Raw genomic sequence first — 17,804 nt, forward strand, 5'->3', positions numbered from 1 at the left:
CGTCGTTATTCGTCACCATTTTTGCGGGAACCGATATGCCTAAGCGTACCGACATAAAAAGCATTCTGATTATTGGCGCTGGCCCGATTGTGATTGGCCAGGCCTGTGAATTTGACTACTCCGGCGCCCAGGCGTGTAAAGCGCTGCGCGAAGAGGGCTTCCGCGTCATTTTGGTTAACTCCAATCCGGCCACCATCATGACCGACCCGGCGATGGCGGATGCCACCTACATCGAGCCGATTACCTGGCAGGCGGTTGAAAAGATCATCGAAGCTGAGCGGCCTGATGCGGTTCTGCCGACCATGGGCGGCCAGACGGCGCTGAACTGCGCGCTTAACCTGGAAAAGCATGGGGTGCTGGCAAAGTATGGCGTCGAAATGATCGGTGCTAACGCCGATGCGATCAATATGGCGGAAGATCGTGATCTGTTTGATCAAGCCATGAAACGTATCGGCTTGGAATGCCCGAAGGCTAAAGTGGCGCATACCATGGATGAGGCCTGGGAGACTCAGGCTGAACTGGGCTTCCCGACCATTATTCGCCCTTCCTACACCATGGGCGGCTCCGGCGGCGGCGTGGCGTATAACAAGGAAGAGTTCGAGGAAATCTGTACCCGTGGGTTCGAGCTTTCCAACAACCACGAGCTGCTGATCGACGAATCGCTGCTGGGGTGGAAAGAGTACGAGATGGAGGTCGTGCGCGATAAGAACGACAACTGCATCGTCGTCTGCGCGATCGAAAACTTCGACCCCATGGGCGTGCATACCGGTGACTCCATCACCGTGGCCCCGGCGCAAACGCTGACCGACAAAGAATACCAGATCATGCGCGACGCCAGCCTCGCGGTATTGCGCGAGATTGGCGTAGAAACCGGTGGCTCCAACGTACAGTTCGGCATGGACCCGGACACCGGGCGCTTGGTGGTGATTGAGATGAACCCGCGGGTGTCGCGCTCCTCGGCGTTGGCCTCGAAAGCGACCGGCTTCCCGATTGCTAAGATCGCCGCCAAGCTGGCGGTGGGCTATACCCTGGATGAACTGCAGAACGATATTACCGGCGGGCGCACCCCGGCGTCGTTTGAGCCGTCGATTGATTACGTCGTCACCAAAATTCCGCGGTTCACGTTTGAGAAATTCCCTCAGGCGAATGATCGCCTGACGACCCAGATGAAATCAGTGGGGGAGGTGATGGCGATTGGCCGTACCTTCCAGGAATCGCTGCAAAAAGCCCTGCGCGGCATGGAAACCGGTAACGATGGTCTTGATCCGATCATTACCGACTTTACCCCAGAGAATATGACGGTTATTCAGGGCGAACTGCAGGCCGCGGGCGCGGAGCGTATCTTCTACGTTGCCGATGCTATGCGTGCGGGCATGAGCGTCGATGAAATCTTTACACTGACCAATATCGACCGCTGGTTCTTGGTTCAGATGGAAGACTTGGTGCTCACCGAGCAGTCCGTGAGTCAGCGCTCACTTTCGGATTTTTCTGCCCGCGAGCTGTATCAGCTTAAGCGTAAAGGTTTCTCTGACGCGCGCCTGTCCCGCCTGTTGGGCGTATCGGAAAAAGAGTTTCGTAAAACGCGCCAAAAGCACGGTATTCGTCCGGTTTATAAGCGGGTCGATACCTGTGCGGCGGAGTTTGCGTCTGATACCGCCTACATGTACTCCACCTATGAAGAGGAGTGCGAGGCGGAGGTGTCTGATCGCCAGAAGATCATGGTGCTCGGTGGTGGGCCCAACCGTATCGGCCAGGGCATCGAGTTTGACTACTGCTGTGTTCACGCCGCGTTCGCCATGCACGATGACGGCTATGAAACCATCATGGTTAATTGTAACCCTGAGACCGTTTCCACCGATTACGATACCTCTGACCGTCTCTACTTTGAGCCGGTGACGCTCGAAGATGTGCTCGAAATCGCCGACAAAGAGAAACCCGTTGGCGTGATTGTGCAGTTTGGCGGCCAGACCCCGCTCAAGCTTGCGCGTGAACTTGAAGCCGCTGGGGTGCCGATTATCGGCACCACACCCGATGCCATCGACCGCGCCGAAGACCGCGAGCGCTTTCAGCAAATGATTGACAAGCTCGGCCTCAAGCAGCCGCCTAATGCCACGGCGCGTAGCTTTGAGGAGGCATTTGCTAAGGCCGAGAAAATCGGCTACCCGCTGGTCGTGCGCCCAAGCTATGTGCTCGGTGGCCGCGCCATGGAGATTGTCTACGACGCCACGGAGCTTGAGAACTATATGACCCATGCGGTCAAGGTTTCCAATGATTCCCCGGTACTGCTGGATCACTTTTTGAGCGCGGCGGTTGAGATCGATATCGATGCGGTATCGGACGGCGAGCAAGTGGTGATTGGCGGTATCATGCAGCACGTAGAGCAAGCCGGTGTTCACTCGGGTGACTCCGCCTGCTCGCTGCCACCGTATTCGCTGCCGGCTGACGTGCAAGATGAAATGCGCAATCAGGTTAAGCGTATGGCGGTGGAGCTCGGCGTTAAAGGGCTGATGAACGTGCAGCTGGCCTGGCAGGATGGCGAAATCTACGTGATCGAGGTCAACCCGCGCGCCTCGCGTACCGTGCCGTTTGTGTCCAAATGCATTGGCACCTCGCTGGCGCAGATTGCCGCGCGCTGCATGGCGGGTACAACCCTTGCCGAGCAGGGCTTTGAGCGTGAGATCGTGCCGCACTTCTGCAGCGTCAAAGAGGCGGTGTTCCCGTTCAACAAGTTCCCCGGCGTTGACCCGATTCTCTCCCCCGAGATGAAGTCGACCGGCGAGGTGATGGGCTCGGGCGATACCTTTGCTGAGGCGTTCTTTAAAGCGCAGCTCGGCGCGGGCGAAGCGATCCCGGCGCTTTCTGGCGATCGCAAAGCGTTTCTCTCGGTACGTGAGCCTGATAAGGAAGGGATTATCGAAGTGGGGCGTTCTCTGCTAACATTGGGCTTTACGCTATGTGCAACGCGCGGTACGGCTGCCGCATTGGAAGCAGCTGGGCTGAGCGTCACGCACGTCAATAAAGTCTACGAAGGCCGTCCCCATATCGTCGATCTGCTTAAGAACGACGAAATCGCCTACATCGTCAACACCACTGAAGGTCGCCAAGCGATTAACGACTCTTCAGTGATTCGCCGTACTGCTCTCGCGCGCAAGGTGCCCTATGCGACCACCTTGGCGGGTGCTAATGCTGTTTGCATGGCGCTAGAGTACGGACGGGAGATTACGGTGCGGCGCCTTCAGGAATTGCATGCAGGAGCAAGTCAATGAACAAGGTCCCGATGACTGTCGCGGGTGAAAAGAGTCTTCGTGATGAACTGAATCATCTTAAAGGTGAGGCGCGTCCTCAGGTGATTGCGGCCATCGCTGAAGCACGTGAGCACGGCGACCTTAAGGAAAACGCCGAATACCATGCCGCGCGCGAGCAGCAGGGGTTTATTGAGGGGCGTATTCAAGAGATCGAAAGCAAGCTCTCCAGCGCCCAAGTGATTGATGTGACCAAGCTGCCGAAAACCGGCAAGGTGATTTTTGGTGTTACGGTTGAGCTCTTAAACCTCGATACTGACGACGAAGTGACTTACCGCATCGTCGGCGAAGACGAGGCAAATATTAAGCAGAGACGCATTTCCGTCACTTCGCCTATTGCGCGTGCGCTGATTGGCAAGGAAGTGGGCGATGTGGTTGCGGTGAAAACGCCGGGCGGCGACGTGGAGTATGAGATTGAGAGTGTCGAGCACATCTAAGTAAGTGCTAGAAATGTATGACGCCCTCTAACGTAAAACGCCCCGCTGTTGTTGGCAGCGGGGCGTTTACTTTCGGCTTGCACGCTTAGTGAGAAGTGGCGTTATCGACGCCCGTGATGATTCTCGAAGCGCGTGATGTTGGAAAGTTTCGGGTTCGCCTGCGGATTGTGGCGATAAAGTAGCGCGACCTTGCCGATGGTCTGAACCGGTTCGGCTTCGCTTGCGTTAATTAGCGCTTCTAGCATGGCGGTGCGATCATCGCGCTCGGGCAAGGCGAGCTTGACTTTAATTAGCTCATGGTCGCGTAAGGCGCGGCCGAGCTCCGCGAGCAAATTCTCCGAAACGCCGTTTTCCGAGACGGTCACGACCGGATTAAGGTGGTGGCCAATGCTACGGAATGCTTTCTTTTGTGCCTGTGACAAGCTCATGGTATCTTGCGGTATCCCAGTTTGCGCTTAACGCTCCATCTTACGGCGAAATGCTTTCAGGTGAAAGCGCTCATCCCGACTTATACGATTAGATTCCCCCATGCAGCAAAAGCCCAAAGGCGGTAAACGCCAAGCAAGTAAAGCCAGCGGTAGCTGGATGAAAGAGCATTTTGACGACCCTTACGTCAAACAGAGTTGGCAGGATGGCTACCGCTCTCGGGCGAGTTATAAGCTGCTAGCACTGGACGAAAAAGATAAACTGTTTCGCTCTGGGATGACGGTAATCGACCTAGGTGCCGCCCCGGGTGGCTGGAGCCAGGTCGCCGCAGAAAAGGTCGGCCCCGGCGGTGTGGTGATTGCCTCGGATATCCTGGAAATGGACGCGTTAGCTGGCGTTGACTTTATACAAGGTGATTTCACCGAAGAGAGCGTGCTTAATTCTGTACTTGAGCGGCTTAATCATCGTCCCGTAGACCTTGTGATGTCGGACATGGCCCCCAATATGAGTGGTATGGCAGCAATCGACCAGCCTCAGGCCATGTATTTGGTAGAGCTGGCACTGGAGCTTGCGCGTGATACGCTTTCACCCGGCGGGCGCTTTCTGGCCAAAGTTTTTCAAGGTGAAGGGTTCGATGCGTACTTAAAAGCGCTGCGTGGCGACTTTAACAAAGTTGTCACGCGTAAGCCGGAGGCTTCTCGGGCACGTTCCAGAGAAGTGTATTTGCTCGCTGATGGATTTAACGGCTAAAACATGCGGTGTGCGTTGCGTTATGTTTCAAATAGCGATGTTTTATCAGCGCGATTGCCAGACGGGTAATCGCAATGTATGTCACAGTATGCCTATGAAGCCACAAGGTTTATACGCGTGGCATTACTGGCCCAAAGTGTATGTGCTTTGGCAATGGTTGAACGCTTGATGCTGGTGTATGGTCTCAGTATTGAACGTTAACTGACAGATTTTTGTAATGAGGGTAGCCCCTTGAACGATATGGCAAAGAACCTGATTCTGTGGTTGGTCATTGCGGCTGTGCTGCTGACAGTGTTCAACAATTTTAATACGGAAAGCTCACCTCAAGCCATGAACTACTCTCAGTTCGTGCAGCAGGTGCAAAACCAGCAAGTGCGCAGTGTCACTATTGATGGTTACACCATTAGTGGTGAGCGTACTGATGGCTCGTCGTTCCAAACGGTCCGCCCAGCGGCTGAAGATCCTAAGCTAATGGATGATCTTCTTGCCAATGACGTTACCGTTGTGGGTAAGGAGCCCGACCAACAAAGTATTTGGATGCGTTTGCTGATCGCGAGCTTCCCGATTCTGTTGATTCTGGCCATCTTTATGTTCTTCATGCGGCAGATGCAGGGTGGTGCCGGTGGAGGCAAAGGTGGCCCGATGAGTTTTGGTAAATCCAAGGCGAAGCTGCTTTCAAATGACCAGATTAAAACCACCTTTGCCGATGTGGCCGGTTGTGACGAAGCTAAAGAAGAAGTCGAGGAGCTTGTCGACTTCTTGCGTGACCCAACCAAGTTCCAGCGCCTCGGGGGGACGATTCCTCGCGGTGTGTTGATGGTGGGGCCGCCCGGTACCGGTAAAACTCTATTAGCGAAATCGATCGCTGGCGAAGCCAAAGTGCCGTTCTTCTCGATCTCGGGTTCAGATTTCGTCGAAATGTTTGTCGGTGTGGGGGCGTCGCGCGTACGCGACATGTTCGAGCAAGCTAAAAAACAGGCGCCATGCATTATTTTCATCGACGAGATTGACGCCGTTGGTCGTTCGCGCGGTGCTGGCATGGGCGGTGGTAATGACGAGCGTGAGCAAACGCTCAACCAGCTGCTCGTGGAGATGGACGGCTTTGAAGCTAACGAAGGCGTCATTGTGATTGCTGCAACTAACCGTCCCGATGTGCTAGACCCGGCGCTGCTACGCCCAGGTCGCTTTGACCGCCAAGTCACCGTTGGCTTGCCCGATATTCGTGGCCGTGAGCACATTCTTGGTGTTCACCTGCGTAAGGTACCGTTGGCCGATGACGTTAAACCGCAATTGATTGCCCGTGGTACGCCCGGTTTTTCCGGTGCCGATTTGGCCAACCTGGTTAACGAAGCCGCCTTATTCGCCGCGCGCGGTGATAAGCGGTTGGTGGGCATGGAAGAGCTGGAGCAGGCTAAAGATAAGATCATGATGGGCTCTGAGCGTAAGTCCATGGTCATGACCGATAAAGAGAAGCTTAATACGGCGTACCATGAGTCGGGCCACGCCATTATCGGTTTGGTAATGCCTGAGCACGATCCAGTCTACAAGGTCACGATTATCCCGCGCGGCCGAGCGCTGGGCGTGACGATGTTCCTACCGGAAGAGGACCGTTATAGCCTGTCGCGTCAGCAGATCATTAGCCAAATTTGTTCTCTATTCGGCGGCCGTATTGCTGAGGAGATGACGCTAGGGCCGAATGGCGTGACCACTGGGGCTTCGAATGACATCAAGCGCGCGACTGAGCTCGCCCACAACATGGTTGCCAAGTGGGGCTTGTCGGATGAGATGGGACCCGTGCTGTATGACGAGGATGAATCGCATCAATTCCTCGGCTCAGGCCAGGGCGGTGCCAAGATGAAGTCGGGTGAAACTACCACGCGACTGGATAAAGAAGTGCGTAAGATCATTGATGGCTGCTACGAGCAGGCGTATAAAATACTCGAAGACAATCGCGCCAAGCTTGATGCCATGGCCGATGCATTAATGAAGTACGAAACCATTGATTCCACTCAACTTAAGGAAATCATGGCGGGTCGTGACCCACGTCCGCCCGAGGGTTGGGATGATCCGAGTGGCGGGGCGCCCTCAAGCGGTGATTCGGCAGTGGACGAAGGTAAATCTACCCAGCAGACGCCAAAAGACACACATGATGGTGCTGACGGCGACGATGATGAAGAAGATAAGCCGCGTCGCCGCCCGTCTGACCCACTGGGCGGCCCAGCAGGCTCTTAAGCCGACCCTTCAGCGTAAGCGCAACACCAACGCTTGCCTAGCAAAGGCGCCCTACTTCGGGCGCCTTTTTGTTATCCTGGCAGGCGTAATCACAGACGCTACTCATACTAGGTTTTTGCATGACTTCAAACGCGGCTTCTCACCACGCGACCGAAGAGGTTTCTCACCTGCGCTGCGGTCGCCATCTGCTTGATATTTCTTTTCCCCGTGTCATGGGCGTTCTTAATGTCACGCCCGACTCTTTTTCCGATGGTGGTCAGCACAATGCGCTAGATGACGCGTTGCGCCACGCTGAACGAATGCTGGCGGAGGGCGCGGCGATTATTGATGTCGGCGGCGAATCGACCCGGCCAGGCGCCGATGCGATCAACGACCAGGAAGAACTTGACCGGGTAGCGCCGGTGGTAGAGGCGTTAGTGCGTGAACTAGACGCCTTGGTATCGGTGGACACCAGCAGCGCACAAGTGATCCGTCAAGCCAGCGCCATGGGTGCCGGTATGATTAACGATGTGCGCTCGCTGGAGCGCGAAGGAGCGCTTGCGGCGGCAGCGTCGAGCGCCTTGCCGGTTTGTCTAATGCACCGACAAGGTGAGCCGCAGACCATGCAGCAATCGCCACGCTATGAGCGCGCGATTGAGGAGGAGGTCGTTAATTACCTTGCGCGGCGCATTGCGGAATGCGAAGCCGCCGGGATTAGGCGTCATCGCTTGCTGATTGATCCGGGGTTTGGTTTTGGCAAAACGGTAGAGCATAACTTGCGCCTGCTAAAGCATATGGATGCTCTGCAAGCATTGGAGCTGCCGCTTTTGGTGGGGATGTCGCGCAAAAGCATGATAGGGAAAGTCTTAGGTCGCCCGGTTGAAGAGCGACTGCATGGCGGGCTTGCGCTTTCGGCGTTGGCTGTTGAGCGTGGCGCAAAAATTTTGCGTGTGCATGATGTGGGCGCCACGGTGGATGCGGTGAACATGACCTGGGCAGTGCTCCACGAAGGCTGTTTCCAAGATAGCTGTTTTCAAGACAATAAGGAGGAGGCGTGATGGCACGTCGCTATTTTGGCACGGATGGGATTCGTGGCACGGTGGGGCAGGCGCCTATCACCGCCGACTTTATGCTTAAACTGGGCTGGGCGGCCGGGCAAGTCCTGCGTCGGCAGTCTGGGCGCACGCGCGTATTGATCGGTAAAGATACGCGTATTTCGGGCTATATGTTTGAGTCTGCATTAGAGTCGGGGCTCTCCGCCGCTGGCGTTGACGTAGCGCTACTTGGGCCAATGCCTACGCCGGGGATTGCGTATTTGACCCGTACTTTCCGTGCCGATGCGGGCATCGTCATTTCGGCCTCGCACAACCCGTTTGCCGATAACGGCATCAAGTTCTTCTCGGCAGCGGGGAAAAAGCTACCCGACGAGATCGAAGGCCGTATTGAGACAATGCTGGATACGCCTTTGACCACTGCGGATTCTGCTCAGCTGGGTAAGGCCATGCGCATTGATGACGCCGCTGGCCGCTATATTGAATTTTGTAAATCCACGTTGCCGGATCGTTTAAGCCTGCACGGCTTGAACATTGTGCTCGATTGCGCGCATGGGGCGACGTATCACATTGCGCCTAACGTGTTTCGTGAACTTGGCGCCGACGTTAGCGCCATTGGCGCCACGCCCGACGGGATGAATATCAACGAGCAAGTTGGCTCGACGTACCCGGCTGCGCTGCGTGCAGCGGTGATTCAGCAGAGGGCGGATCTGGGCATTGCGTTTGACGGTGATGGCGACCGCGTGTTGATAGTTGATGCTGACGGTCGAGAAGTCGATGGTGACGATATTCTCTACTTGATTGCTCGGGATCGTTACAAGCGAGGCTTGCTCGAAGGTGGCGTTGTGGGGACGCTGATGACGAACTTTGGTCTAGCGATGGCATTGGAGAAAATGGCGGTTCCTTTTGAGCGTGCCAAGGTCGGTGACCGCTTTGTCATGGAGCGTATGGCGGCAAACGCGTGGGAGCTTGGCGGGGAGCCGTCAGGCCATATTGTATGCGGCCATACACAAACGACCGGCGATGGCATTGTCGCTGCACTACAGGTCGTGGGCATGATGGTGCGGGAAAATAAAACATTGCCAATGCTGCTCCGCGGGTTGGAGAAAGTGCCGCAGGCGCTCGTGAACGTGCGACTGCCCCTCGGTAGTAACGCCAAAACGCTCATGGCGTCTTATGCCTTGCAGCAGGCCGTGATAAAGACGGAAGCCGAACTTGGTGACGAAGGGCGGGTGCTCTTGCGACCTTCCGGGACGGAGCCTTTGATCCGCGTGATGGTGGAAGGGCGTGCGCACTTGGATGTCGATGTGCTGGCGCAGTCGCTGGCCGATCAGGTACAGGCGCTTCTAGGGCCTAACACAACGGCTTGACAACGGTTGTTTTGATCAGGCCGGTCCTATACCATTTCTGCCCATCATGAGTGAGGATGCCCCCATGCGTACGCCCTTAATTGCCGGAAACTGGAAGATGAATGGCTCCGCCGAGCTGGTTCACGCCTTCGGTGAGCGTTTTCGTGATGCAGCACTGCCCGCAGCGTTGGATATCGCGGTAATTCCACCATTCCCCTATCTCCATGCCGCGTATCAGGCATTTCAAGGCACGCCGCTTACGTTAGGGGCACAAACACTAAACCCGCTGAATTCCGGTGCGCATACCGGCGAAGTAAGCGGGCCAATGCTGAAAGAGTTTGGCGTCACCTATGCGTTGGTTGGTCACTCGGAACGTCGGCAGCTCTACCGGGAAACGGATGACGATGTCTACGCGCGCACCCTGGCAGCGCTTAATGTGGGGATTACGCCCATCTTGTGCGTAGGGGAAACCCTTGAAGACCGTGACGGCGGCAGCACCATGGACGTGGTGCTGCGCCAAGTCGGCCATGTGATGGCGCGCCTTGAGACCGAGCAGCGCGAGCAGGTGGTGATTGCCTACGAGCCGATATGGGCGATTGGTACGGGGCGTACCGCAACGTCCGAGCAGGCGCAAGACGTTATGAGCGGCATTCGTGCGTATCAAGGTGAATTTGATACACAATTGGCACAGCAGCTGCGCTTACTCTATGGCGGAAGCATGAATGCCAAAAACGCGGCTGAGCTACTCGCGCAGCCAGATATCGACGGCGGTCTAGTGGGCGGTGCCTCACTTAAGATCGACGACTTCCACGCTATTTGTCAGTCAGCAGGATAACTTCATGCAAGTTGCAATTTTAATGGTTCACGTGGTGATTGCGATCGCCCTGGTTGTTTTGATCCTGCTCCAGCAGGGTAAAGGCGCTGAAGCTGGCGCGGCCTTTGGCGGCGGTGCCTCGCAAACGGTCTTTGGTTCGCGCGGTAGTGGCAACTTTCTGGCGCGTTTTACGGGCATCCTGGCGGCTGCTTTCTTCGCGACCTCTATGGCGCTGGCGTATTTTGCTACCCAGGCCGGGCAAGCGCCCGAAGCGGGCATTCCTGACGCGCAATTAATTGAGCAACAACAAAGTGTTCCAACGCTTGACGAAGGCAGTCAAAGCATGGATAATGCCGCGCCAGTGCTAGAGGAAAGCAGCAGTGAGTAATGCGCCAATGCTTTTTAATAGGCTCCCCTAATGCCGAAGTGGTGGAATTGGTAGACACGCTATCTTGAGGGGGTAGTGACCTTACGGTCGTGCGGGTTCAAGTCCCGCCTTCGGCACCATCTGATTCGCTGGCACGCCAGCTTACCAGACCAGAAAAGGTGGCATAGACGAAAAGAGACCTTGACGAAGCAGTGTTAAGCGTCTACTCTCTTCTACCTAGATTGATGCGGGGTGGAGCAGTCTGGTAGCTCGTCGGGCTCATAACCCGAAGGTCATCGGTTCAAATCCGGTCCCCGCTACCATTTCAGTCAGTGCCGCTTAGCGTTGCTAAGCATATATCGAAGGCACTGATATTAAAGATGGTATTACAGGTTTCTCTAAAAAGCCCCTTCCTGTGAAGGGGCTTTTTGTTAGCAGCTACTTTTGTTATGGCTGCTGACGACAGTATCTCACTAGCGGATGTCTACCGGGTTACCCGGAGACACGTTTCCGGGTAACGCCAATCAGCCACCTAGCTTTATTTTTACCTCCTGGCCAGGTGCCTGATGCAACGGCTATAGGAGCTTTGTCTGTGGCCACAAAACACGCTGCGCTTTATGCGCTGATCGAACCCGTTGTTACTGCCATGGGCTTTGAGCTATGGGGTATTGACCACCTTTCCCAGGGTAAGCATTCACGTCTGGTGATCTACATTGAGCGCGAAAGCGGTGTTAGCGTCGAAGACTGCGCCGATATCAGTCGCCAAGTCAGCGCCGTGTTAGATGTTGAAGACCCTATCGCCGGTGAGTATCGACTGGAAGTCTCTTCGCCGGGTATGGCGCGTCCTCTTTATACGCTTGATCACTTTGCGCGCTTTCAAGGTCACCATGTGGTGCTGAAGTTGCGCATGCCGTTTGATGGTCGACGCAAGTATAAGGGGTTGCTAGCCGGGGTTGAGGGCGATGAAATTCTGCTCCAGCTTGATGGGGAGGAGTATTGTTTCCCGATTGAAAGCATAGATCAGGCCAGCATCGTGCCTCAATTTGATGACTGAACGGGTGACGCGACCGGCGAGATGCCGGGCTTTTGCACATAAGGACAGGTTTTCTGGCGAGGCAAACGCATGAGTAAAGAAATTTTAATGGTCGTTGACGCGATCTCTAATGAGAAGGGCGTCTCCCGCGATGTCATTTTCGAAGCGGTGGAAGCGGCGCTAGCTGGCGCATCGCGTAAACGCTTTGATAAAGAAGAAGCGAACGTACGTGTTCACATTGATCGGCGTACCGGCGATTACGAAACGATCCGCTACTGGACGGTTGTAGAAGACGACGAGTTTGAAACGCCCGACTACGAAATCAAAGAGAGCATCGCCGAACAGCGTGACCCGCCCTTGAAGCTTGGGGATGTGGTTGAGCAGAAGATTGAGAACGCCGAGTTCGGCCGCATTGCCGCACAAACAGCGAAACAAGTGATCGTGCAGAAAGTACGCGAGGCTGAGCGTGCTGAAGTCGTGCGTCAATATACTGAGCGTGAAGGTGAGCTGGTAGCGGGTATTGTCAAAAAGACCACCCGCGATGGTTTGGTGATTGATCTTGGCGACAACGCGGAAGCGTTCTTGCCACGCAATGAGATGATTCACGGCGAGCGTTACCGCATGAATGAGCGCGTTCGCGCACTGCTGGTTCAGGTTGACCCGGAAGCGCGCGGCGCGCAGCTTCTGCTGTCGCGTACTTGTCCGGAGCTCATTGTCGAGCTGTTTAAAATCGAAGTGCCGGAAATCGCCGAGCAGTTAATTGAGATCAAAGGGGCGGCTCGCGATCCGGGGTCACGCGCAAAGATCGCGGTGAAAACCAATGACCGGCGTATCGATCCGGTAGGTGCTTGCGTGGGGATGCGCGGCTCGCGTGTTCAAGCGGTCTCTTCTGAGCTGCAAAACGAACGCGTGGATATCGTGCTGTGGGACGATAACCCCGCACAGTTAGTGATCAATGCCATGGCACCCGCCGATGTTGCCTCGATTTTGGTTGACGAAGATGCCCACGCGATGGATGTGGCGGTGGCAGAAGATAACCTCGCGCAAGCCATTGGCCGCAGTGGCCAAAATGTTCGCCTCGCCTCTGAGCTGACCGGGTGGCGCATTAACGTGATGACCGAAGCCGAGTCTGAAGCGAAGCGTGAACAAGAGATTGATAGCTTGGTTGACACCTTTATTCAACATCTGGATGTGGACGACGACGTTGCCCGCTTACTGGTTGATGAAGGGTTTACCACACTGGAAGAAATCGCCTACGTGCCACTTGACGAGATGCTGGAAATCGAAGAATTCGATGAAACGCTAGTTGAAGTGCTACGTGCGCGGGCAAAAGACGAGCTGCTGACGATGGCAATTGCCTCAGAGGAAGTGTTAGACGGTGCCCAGCCGGCAGACGATTTGTTAGCAATGGACGGTATGGAACGTCACCTGGCCTTTATTTTGGCTAGCCGTGGCATCGTCACCATGGAGGATCTCGCCGAGCAGTCTATCGACGATCTGGTCGATATTGAGGAATTGGACGAAGCGCGCGCAGCGGTACTGATCATGACTGCCCGTGCGCCCTGGTTCGAAGACGACGCCACATCCGATTCGAACACACAGTAAACAGGTCACGGGCTTTGGAGGGTCAAGATGTCAGATATGACAGTTAAAGATTTTGCAGCGAAGGTCGGGCGTGATGTGCCCCGTCTGCTGGAACAAATGAAAGAAGCCGGGTTGAAGCATCGCTCAGAAACCGATGCCGTTTCCGAAGAGGATAAGCGCACTCTGCTTAACTACTTGAAAAAAAGCCACGGCGGTGAGGGTGATAGCGACAAAAATCGTGTCACGCTAACGCGCAAAACCCGTAGCAAAATCAAAACGGGCGAGCGCGGCAAAACGATCGAAGTGCAGGTGCGTAAGAAAAAAACGTACGTAAAGCGCTCCGAAGAGGAGACACCGAAAGCGCCGGAACCCAAGCATTCTGGACCGCGCCAGCTAGTCGGGGACATGGCCGTTGCGGAAGCGGAGCGCAAAACGCGCGACGCTGAAGAGCGCCAAGCCGCGGAAGACAAGCGCAAAGCGGAAGAGGCTGAGCGCAAGCAAGCGGAAGAGCAAGCGAAGAAAAAGGCTGAAGCGCCGACTGAGCTTGAAATCCCTGTGCCGGAGCTAGAGACAAGCGAGCCTGCGGCAGAAGAGTCGCCGGCACCGCCGAAAGAGGGTCGCAGTGACCGCCGTACGGCGCCACCGAAGAAAGCGGCCGCAAAGAAAAAGGGTCGTCGCGACAATGAGGACGCTCGTAGCGATCGCGAAGAGCGCAAGCGCGGTGGTGCCGCGAAGAAAGCTAAACGTTCGGAACGTCGCGGTGGCCGTCGTGGCGGCGCTAGCCAAGCGGGCAACGGCAAGCACGGCTTCCAAAAGCCGACGCAGCCGATTGTGCGCGAAGTCTCGATTCCCGAATCGATCAGCGTAGCCGACTTGGCCGATAAGATGTCGATCAAGGCCAACGAAGTCATCAAGGCCATGTTCAACATGGGGGCAGCGGTGACCATTAACCAGACCATCGACCAAGATACCGCGTCGATCGTCGTGGAAGAAATGGGCCATAAGGCTAAGCTGGTCAAAGATGACGCGCTGGAGACCGAAGTGCTGGAAGGGATCTCCTATGAAGGCGAGGAGATTACTCGCTCGCCGGTCGTCACGGTCATGGGTCACGTGGATCACGGTAAAACCTCGCTGCTCGATTATATCCGTGAGGCAAAAGTTGCCACGGGTGAAGCTGGCGGTATTACCCAGCACATTGGCGCGTACCATGTGGAAGACGAGCATGGCGGCGTCACCTTCCTGGATACCCCCGGTCACGCGGCGTTTACCGCCATGCGTGCCCGCGGTGCCCAAGCCACTGATGTGGTGATCCTGGTCGTGGCAGCAGACGATGGCGTCATGCCGCAAACCGTTGAAGCGATCGAACACTCTAAAGCTGCCGAAGTGCCTATGGTCGTTGCGGTCAACAAGATCGATAAAGATGGCATTGATCTTGATCGTATTAAAAACGAACTGTCTCAGCACGGTGTCATTTCTGAAGAGTGGGGTGGCGACACCCAATTTGTGCATGTCTCCGCTCACACAGGCGAAGGCATCGATCAGCTGCTCGAAGCGATCCAACTGGTCTCTGAAGTGCTGGAGCTCAAAGCGGTGCCTGAAGCGCCGGGTAAAGGTGTCGTGGTTGAGTCACGCTTGGATAAAGGTCGTGGCCCGGTAGCTACCGTGTTGGTACAAAACGGTACGCTGAACAAGGGCGATATCGTTCTAGCTGGCCTTCACTACGGTCGCGTGCGCGCCCTAACCAACGAGTTGGGCAAGCAAGTTGATGACGTTGGCCCTGCCATGCCGGTCGAAATCCAAGGCTTGGACGGCACTCCGGATGCGGGTGATGACTTCATGGTGCTGGCGGATGAGAAGAAGGCACGCGAAGTGGCTAACTTCCGTCAGGGTAAATACCGTGAAGTACGTCTTGCTCGCCAGCAAAAAGCCAAGCTTGAGAACATGTTCAGCCAGATGGGCCAAGACGAAGTGGCCAAGCTCAACATTGTCCTCAAAGTCGATGTGCAAGGCTCGTTGGAAGCTATCAAGGGCGCACTCGAAGAGCTCTCGACCGGTGAAGTCGAAGTCGCGGTCGTTTCTTCCGGCGTAGGCGGTATTACTGGTACCGATGCCAACTTGGCACTTGCCAGCGACGCCATCGTTGTAGGCTTTAACGTCCGTGCCGATGCGGCCGCACGTGAGATTATCGAGCGTGAAGGCTTAGATTTACGTTACTACAGCGTTATCTATCAGCTGGTCGATGAAGTGAAGCAAGCCATGAGCGGCATGTTGGCACCGGAGTGGAAAGAAGAGATCGTCGGTATTGCCGAAGTGCGTGATGTCTTCCGGGCGCCCAAAATTGGTGCGGTGGCTGGCTGCATGGTGGTCGAAGGTACTGTCCACCGTAACAAACGCATCCGTGTGCTTCGCGAGAACGTCGTGATCTACGAAGGCGAGCTTGAGTCCTTACGTCGCTACAAGGATGACGTTCAGGAAGTGCGCAGTGGTATCGAGTGTGGCATCGGGGTGAAAAACTACAACGATGTCCAGGTCGGCGACAAAATTGAAGTCTTCGACCAAGTGAAGGTCGAGCGCAGCCTCTAAGGCTGCCGGGAGTTTTGCATGCGCGAATTTAAGCGTACCGACCGAGTAGCCGACCAGCTCCAAAAGGAGCTGGCGGTTCTCATCCAGCGCGAGGTCAAAGACCCGCGTTTGGGAATGGTCACGGTCAGCGGCGTGGAAGTTAGCCGTGATCTGGGTTATGCCGATGTCTATATCACCTTGTTGGGAGAGCAGACGCCGGAGCGAATCAAAGAGAACCTACAGGTGCTCAAGCGTGCAGCGGGGTTCTTGCGCAGCCAAATTGCCAAGCGCGTTAAGCTACGCCACGTGCCGGAATTACGCTTTCATTACGATGAAAGCGTGGTGCGCGGGCAGCATCTGTCATCGCTTATTGAGGAGGCGGTGGCAAGCGACCGTGATCGTCAAGACGATGACGATGGGAAAGACACCGAGGAGGCGCGCTAGTGGCGCGTCGCCGTCGTGGTTTGCCAGTCAACGGGGTACTCTTGCTGGATAAGCCCAAGGGCATGTCCAGCAATCACGCTTTGCAGCGGGTACGCCGGTTATATCAGGCGCAAAAGGCCGGGCATACCGGCACACTCGACCCGATGGCTACTGGCATGTTGCCGATTTGCTTAGGTGAGGCTACCAAGTTTTCAGCCCACCTGTTAGAGGCAGACAAGGTATACAAAACGCGTGTCGAGTTAGGCGTTATCACCGATACCGGCGACGCCGAAGGCGAAGTGCTAGAACGCCGACAGGTACCGGATTTGTCAGACGCTGAGATTGGTGCAGTGATTGCGCGGTTTCGCGGTGAGATTGATCAAGTGCCGCCTATGTACTCGGCGCTAAAGCACCAAGGAAAAAAGCTTTACGAACTTGCCCGAGAAGGGAAGCACGTTGAGCGTGCAGCCAGGCGCATAAGCGTGTATGATGCCCGCCTGCTGTCGCGAGATGGAAGCGCTTTTGAGCTGGAAGTCAGCTGTAGCAAAGGCACATACATTCGCACGCTGGCTGAAGATATTGGCCAAGCGCTTGGTGCTGGCGCGCATATCAGTGCGTTAAGAAGGCTAAAGACAGGGCCGTTTGGCGCTGATAACTTTGGTACGCATGGCATGTGGACACTGGAAGCCCTTGAGGCGCTCGATGGCCAAGATGCAAAAGAAGCTGAACTAATGCCCGTTGATGCACTGGTCGATCATCTACCGGCGCTTAACGTGGCCGAAAGCGATTATCAGCGCTTGATCCACGGGCAGTCCGCTCGACGGAATGTCGCGGAAATGGCGATGGATACACTGACACGGCTTTATCACGGCGAGGTTTTTATTGGCCTTGGCGTGGTCAAAGGTGCCGACGAAGTGGCACCCAAACGGTTGTTGAACACAGCCGCCGCGTAAGTGTAATGTTTGCGCACAATGCACGACTGAGACTGCAAATATGCGTGGTCTCACCCATTCATTTATACTAGGCATATTGCTTACTGGAGTGAAAGATGGCACTAACTGCTGAAAAAAAAGCCCAAATCGTCGATGAGTACGGTCGCGGCGAAAGTGACACCGGTTCACCGGAAGTTCAAGTGGCCCTGCTGAGCGCCAACATCAACGGTCTGCAGGATCACTTCAAAACCAATAAGCAGGATCACCACTCCCGTCGTGGCTTGATCCGCATGGTTAACCAGCGTCGTAAGCTGCTGGATTACCTTAAGCGTAAAGATTTCGAACGCTATCAGTCGCTGATTCAGCGTCTGGGTCTGCGCCGCTAAGGTTTTACGGGCGAAGACAGAAAACGGGCAGCTCCTTGTGAGCTGCCCGTTTTTTTGTGTGCGCCAGGCATGGCGCGCAGCGCCTTGACCGGCGCTGTTCCTGGGGGTGGTGCCTCAGGATGACTTGGGGGTGAAAGTCCCCTGCACGCCCGGCAAGGGGAAGTGCTAGCTGACGG

Annotated in this window: 14 protein-coding genes, 2 tRNA genes and 1 pseudogene; 16 read left to right on the plus strand and 1 reads right to left on the minus strand. The window is 55.6% G+C overall.

Annotation, left to right across the window (positions count from 1 at the left end; translation table 11 throughout):
• The first annotated feature begins 35 nt into the window (after positions 1–35).
• Positions 36–3,266 carry a carbamoyl-phosphate synthase large subunit gene (carB, locus tag M8006_RS06910; RefSeq protein WP_250080725.1) on the plus strand — a complete coding sequence of 1,077 codons (3,231 nt, stop codon included), beginning with the start codon at positions 36–38 and terminating at the stop codon, positions 3,264–3,266.
• Positions 3,263–3,739 carry a transcription elongation factor GreA gene (gene greA / locus M8006_RS06915; RefSeq protein ID WP_250080726.1) on the plus strand — a complete coding sequence of 159 codons (477 nt, stop codon included), beginning with the start codon at positions 3,263–3,265 and terminating at the stop codon, positions 3,737–3,739. Before carB ends, greA begins: the two co-directional genes overlap by 4 nt.
• Before the next feature lie 101 nt (positions 3,740–3,840).
• On the opposite strand, the gene yhbY is transcribed toward greA, so the two are convergent.
• Positions 3,841–4,167, minus strand: a complete 327-nt coding sequence (gene yhbY, locus M8006_RS06920) for a ribosome assembly RNA-binding protein YhbY (RefSeq protein ID WP_250080727.1) — start codon at positions 4,165–4,167, stop codon at positions 3,841–3,843.
• Between the two features lie 100 nt (positions 4,168–4,267).
• On the opposite strand from yhbY, the gene rlmE reads away from it, so the two are divergent.
• The 14 genes and pseudogenes from rlmE to rpsO all read left to right on the plus strand — a co-directional run bounded on the left by rlmE (position 4,268) and on the right by rpsO (position 17,628).
• On the plus strand, positions 4,268–4,915 hold the full coding sequence (rlmE, locus tag M8006_RS06925) for a 23S rRNA (uridine(2552)-2'-O)-methyltransferase RlmE (protein ID WP_250080728.1): 648 nt from the start codon (positions 4,268–4,270) through the stop codon (positions 4,913–4,915).
• A 231-nt stretch (positions 4,916–5,146) separates the two neighbouring features.
• Positions 5,147–6,982, plus strand: a pseudogene (gene ftsH / locus M8006_RS06930) (ATP-dependent zinc metalloprotease FtsH); the annotation flags it as partial.
• A 284-nt stretch (positions 6,983–7,266) separates the two neighbouring features.
• Complete coding sequence (folP, locus tag M8006_RS06935) at positions 7,267–8,184, plus strand: dihydropteroate synthase (protein ID WP_488592958.1); 918 nt, start codon at positions 7,267–7,269, stop codon at positions 8,182–8,184.
• On the plus strand, positions 8,184–9,548 hold the full coding sequence (glmM, locus tag M8006_RS06940) for a phosphoglucosamine mutase (protein WP_250080730.1): 1,365 nt from the start codon (positions 8,184–8,186) through the stop codon (positions 9,546–9,548). Before folP ends, glmM begins: the two co-directional genes overlap by 1 nt.
• A gap of 64 nt (positions 9,549–9,612) precedes the next feature.
• Positions 9,613–10,362: a triose-phosphate isomerase gene (gene tpiA / locus M8006_RS06945; RefSeq protein ID WP_250080731.1), complete on the plus strand. Its 750-nt coding sequence runs from the start codon at positions 9,613–9,615 to the stop codon at positions 10,360–10,362.
• A 4-nt stretch (positions 10,363–10,366) separates the two neighbouring features.
• The gene (secG, locus tag M8006_RS06950) at positions 10,367–10,729 is read left to right on the plus strand and encodes a preprotein translocase subunit SecG (RefSeq protein ID WP_250080732.1); all 363 of its coding nucleotides are present in this window, start codon (positions 10,367–10,369) and stop codon (positions 10,727–10,729) included.
• Positions 10,730–10,761: 32 nt separating this feature from the next.
• Positions 10,762–10,848, plus strand: a tRNA-Leu gene (locus tag M8006_RS06955).
• Positions 10,849–10,954: 106 nt separating this feature from the next.
• Positions 10,955–11,031, plus strand: a tRNA-Met gene (locus M8006_RS06960).
• Positions 11,032–11,300: 269 nt separating this feature from the next.
• On the plus strand, positions 11,301–11,762 hold the full coding sequence (gene rimP, locus M8006_RS06965; RefSeq protein WP_250080733.1) for a ribosome maturation factor RimP: 462 nt from the start codon (positions 11,301–11,303) through the stop codon (positions 11,760–11,762).
• Positions 11,763–11,831: 69 nt separating this feature from the next.
• Positions 11,832–13,346 carry a transcription termination factor NusA gene (gene nusA / locus M8006_RS06970; RefSeq protein ID WP_250080734.1) on the plus strand — a complete coding sequence of 505 codons (1,515 nt, stop codon included), beginning with the start codon at positions 11,832–11,834 and terminating at the stop codon, positions 13,344–13,346.
• A 27-nt stretch (positions 13,347–13,373) separates the two neighbouring features.
• Positions 13,374–15,908, plus strand: a complete 2,535-nt coding sequence (infB, locus tag M8006_RS06975; RefSeq protein ID WP_250080735.1) for a translation initiation factor IF-2 — start codon at positions 13,374–13,376, stop codon at positions 15,906–15,908.
• Between the two features lie 18 nt (positions 15,909–15,926).
• The gene (gene rbfA / locus M8006_RS06980) at positions 15,927–16,331 is read left to right on the plus strand and encodes a 30S ribosome-binding factor RbfA (protein WP_250080736.1); all 405 of its coding nucleotides are present in this window, start codon (positions 15,927–15,929) and stop codon (positions 16,329–16,331) included.
• Positions 16,331–17,263, plus strand: a complete 933-nt coding sequence (gene truB / locus M8006_RS06985) for a tRNA pseudouridine(55) synthase TruB (protein ID WP_250080737.1) — start codon at positions 16,331–16,333, stop codon at positions 17,261–17,263. The genes rbfA and truB overlap by 1 nt, the downstream gene beginning before the upstream one ends.
• Before the next feature lie 95 nt (positions 17,264–17,358).
• Positions 17,359–17,628, plus strand: coding sequence for a 30S ribosomal protein S15 (gene rpsO / locus M8006_RS06990; protein WP_179929731.1), 270 nt, complete (start codon positions 17,359–17,361; stop codon positions 17,626–17,628).
• Positions 17,629–17,804 lie beyond the last annotated feature (176 nt).

Source organism: Halomonas llamarensis (assembly GCF_023555005.1).
GTDB lineage: Bacteria > Pseudomonadota > Gammaproteobacteria > Pseudomonadales > Halomonadaceae > Vreelandella > Vreelandella llamarensis.

Bases quoted from the DNA above. Each gene is read 5' to 3' on its own strand.
- yhbY (WP_250080727.1), bottom strand. From the start codon at position 4,167: ATGAGCTTGTCACAGGCACAAAAGAAAGCATTCCGTAGCATTGGCCAC.
- infB (WP_250080735.1), top strand. From the start codon at position 13,374: ATGTCAGATATGACAGTTAAAGATTTTGCAGCGAAGGTCGGGCGTGAT.
- folP (WP_488592958.1), top strand. From the start codon at position 7,267: ATGACTTCAAACGCGGCTTCTCACCACGCGACCGAAGAGGTTTCTCAC.
- rlmE (WP_250080728.1), top strand. From the start codon at position 4,268: ATGCAGCAAAAGCCCAAAGGCGGTAAACGCCAAGCAAGTAAAGCCAGC.
- carB (WP_250080725.1), top strand. From the start codon at position 36: ATGCCTAAGCGTACCGACATAAAAAGCATTCTGATTATTGGCGCTGGC.
- rbfA (WP_250080736.1), top strand. From the start codon at position 15,927: ATGCGCGAATTTAAGCGTACCGACCGAGTAGCCGACCAGCTCCAAAAG.
- nusA (WP_250080734.1), top strand. From the start codon at position 11,832: ATGAGTAAAGAAATTTTAATGGTCGTTGACGCGATCTCTAATGAGAAG.
- glmM (WP_250080730.1), top strand. From the start codon at position 8,184: ATGGCACGTCGCTATTTTGGCACGGATGGGATTCGTGGCACGGTGGGG.
- rpsO (WP_179929731.1), top strand. From the start codon at position 17,359: ATGGCACTAACTGCTGAAAAAAAAGCCCAAATCGTCGATGAGTACGGT.
- secG (WP_250080732.1), top strand. From the start codon at position 10,367: ATGCAAGTTGCAATTTTAATGGTTCACGTGGTGATTGCGATCGCCCTG.
- tpiA (WP_250080731.1), top strand. From the start codon at position 9,613: ATGCGTACGCCCTTAATTGCCGGAAACTGGAAGATGAATGGCTCCGCC.
- greA (WP_250080726.1), top strand. From the start codon at position 3,263: ATGAACAAGGTCCCGATGACTGTCGCGGGTGAAAAGAGTCTTCGTGAT.